Below are 2393 nucleotides of genomic sequence, written 5' to 3'. Positions count from 1 at the left end.
CACCGTCGGCCCGGTCCAGCCCACCGACGCGTGGGCGGCCACCCCGGCGGGCTTGTCGACGACCACGACGTCGTCGTCGGAGTACAGGATCGTCATGCCCTCGACGTCGGCGGGGGTGTTCTCCGGCGGCGACGGGGGTTCCGGCAGCCTCACCTGCAGCCACGCGCCCGACACCAGCCGATCGGATTTACCTGCACGAGCCCCGTCCAACTCGACGTCACCGCCCTCGGCCAGCGCCGCGGCGGCGCTCCGCGACAGGCCCAGCAGGCGTGCCAGCCCGGTATCCACTCGCATGCCCGCCAACCCTTCCGGGATCGGCATCGAACGGTTGGTCATCACCGGCAGGTCATCCCGATTGTTCGCCGGGGCGCCGCCGACCGACGGTGTCGAAGTCGAAGCCGAACACCGACAGCACGACCAGCAGGATCGCGCCACCCACCACCGACGGGTCGGCGACGTTGAACACCGGCCACCAGCCGATCGACAGGAAATCCACCACATGGCCCCGCAGCGGGCCGGGCGCCCGGAAGAACCGGTCCACCAGGTTGCCCATCGCACCCCCGAGGATCATGCCCAGGCCGACCGCCCACCAAGGCGACACCAGACGGCGCCCCATCCAGATGATGCCGAGCACCACACCGCTGGCAATCACCGTCAGCACCCACGTGTAGCTGGTGGCCATCGAGAATGCGGCGCCGGAGTTACGCACCAGCGTCCATGTCACCGTGTCGCCAATGATCGAGACCGGCTGGCCGGGGGTCAAGATCCGGACGGCGAGCACTTTCGTGGCGATGTCGGCCGCCAGCACGACCGCAGCGACCGACAGCAACAAGCCCAGCCGGCGCGGCGGGGTGGGCGTGTCCGCGGCATGGACGGCGTCTGCGCCCACCGTCGGTTCGGTCGAACCCATCGGCTGTTCGGTCACGCACCCATCATCCCTTAACGCGTGCGGCATGATCGCAGGCATGACCAGCCTTGCCGTCATCACCACCGGCGGGACCATCGCCACCAGCGTCGACGACCACGGGGTCCGACGACCGACCCGCAGCGGCGCGGAGCTAGTCGCGGGGTTGGGCTCGAAGGCGACAGTGCAGGTCGTCGATCTGATGGCGCTGGACAGCTCGGAGTTGACCCCGCCCGACTGGGACCGGATCCGCGCCGCCGTGCAGAAAGCAGTCGACGACGGTGCCGACGGGGTGGTCGTCACGCACGGCACCGACACCTGCGAGGAGACCGCACTCTGGCTGGACCTGACCTACGGCGGCAGCGTTCCCGTCGTGCTCACCGGGGCGCAGCGCAGCGCAGACGCACCCGACGCCGACGGTCCCGGCAACCTGAGCGACGCGCTGACCCTCGCCGCCAGCCCGGCCGCCCGCAACCTCGGGGTGCTGGTGTGTTTCGCCGGTCGGGTGCTGGCCCCGCTCGGCCTGCAGAAAGTCGCCAGCCACGATCTCACGGGGTTCGCCGGGGAGGTGTTGGGCACCGTCGCAGCCGGCCAGGTTGCCCTGACCGACCGAAAAGTACGGCCTTATCTGGGCGATCTGGCGGCGGCGCCGCGAGTGGATATCGTCGCGCTGTATCCGGGTGCGGACGCGGTCGCCCTGGACGCCTGCGCGACCGCGGGTGCACGCGGTGTGGTGCTGGAGGCGCTGGGTTCGGGCAACGCCGGTGCGGCCGTGGTCGACGGGGTGCGCCGGCACTGCCGCGACGGGCTGATCGTCGCGGTCTCCAGCCGGGTGCCCGGTGCGCGGGTCAGCCCGGACTACGGCCCGGGCCGCGCGCTGGTGGACGCGGGCGCTATTGCAGTTCCGCGACTGCGTCCCGCGCAAGCGCGGGTGCTGGTGATGGCCGCACTGGCCGCGCGGCTACCGGTCGGCGAGGTCATCGAACGCTGGGGCTCAGTGCCCCACCGCTAGAAAGGCGGAGGTCGGTTGCGTTCGGCGACGTGGTCATTCCTGCGACGGTAGTCCGCGCCGGCGTGGGACGCCGCCGGGACTCGTGCCGTCCTTTCGGTCGTGGGCACCGCTTTGCGGCAATCGCCGATATCCGGGGGTCCGCGCATTACTCTGCTGCTTTAGCGGAGCCGAATCCTGCGGGAGAAAGGCGGAGAGGCGATTGACGTCGAGCGGGGTAAATGACGCCGGACCGACCTCTGAAAAGGGCACGGAACCGAGCAGCCAAACGAGCCGGAGAAAGGGCGGAGAGAAGCACCGGTCCACCGCCGGTGGATGGGCTCCGCCCGAAATGACACGCAAGCGCCGCCGGCTGTTGCCATGGCCCCGCTTCCGGTTCGGTATCAGTCCAAGATCTTGGTGGCGCTGCTGCTGTCGAGCATCCTGGGGGTGTCGGTGGTCGGTTTCATCGGGGCTCTCTCCGGCCGCAGCGCCTTGCGG

At 70.2% G+C, this 2393-nt stretch carries 2 protein-coding genes and 2 pseudogenes; 2 read left to right on the top strand and 2 right to left on the bottom strand.

Features of this window, described 5'->3' with window-relative positions; genetic code table 11:
• Positions 1-336, bottom strand: a pseudogene (locus AC2VOP_RS02195) (RluA family pseudouridine synthase); the annotation flags it as partial.
• Positions 337-346: 10 nt separating this feature from the next.
• The gene (lspA, locus tag AC2VOP_RS02190) at positions 347-955 is read right to left on the bottom strand and encodes a signal peptidase II (protein WP_486959447.1); all 609 of its coding nucleotides are present in this window, start codon (positions 953-955) and stop codon (positions 347-349) included.
• 10 nt (positions 956-965) lie between these two features.
• Between lspA and AC2VOP_RS02185 the strand changes: the two genes are divergently transcribed.
• Positions 966-1916: an asparaginase gene (locus tag AC2VOP_RS02185; protein ID WP_486959446.1), complete on the top strand. Its 951-nt coding sequence runs from the start codon at positions 966-968 to the stop codon at positions 1914-1916.
• A 199-nt stretch (positions 1917-2115) separates the two neighbouring features.
• Positions 2116-2393: pseudogene (locus tag AC2VOP_RS02180) on the top strand (hypothetical protein); the annotation flags it as partial.

The sequence above is a fragment of the Mycobacterium sp. TH-M106 genome (assembly GCF_057473765.1).
The sequence above is the reverse complement of the archived record's forward strand: the minus strand, read 5'-3'. Positions and strand labels throughout refer to the sequence as shown.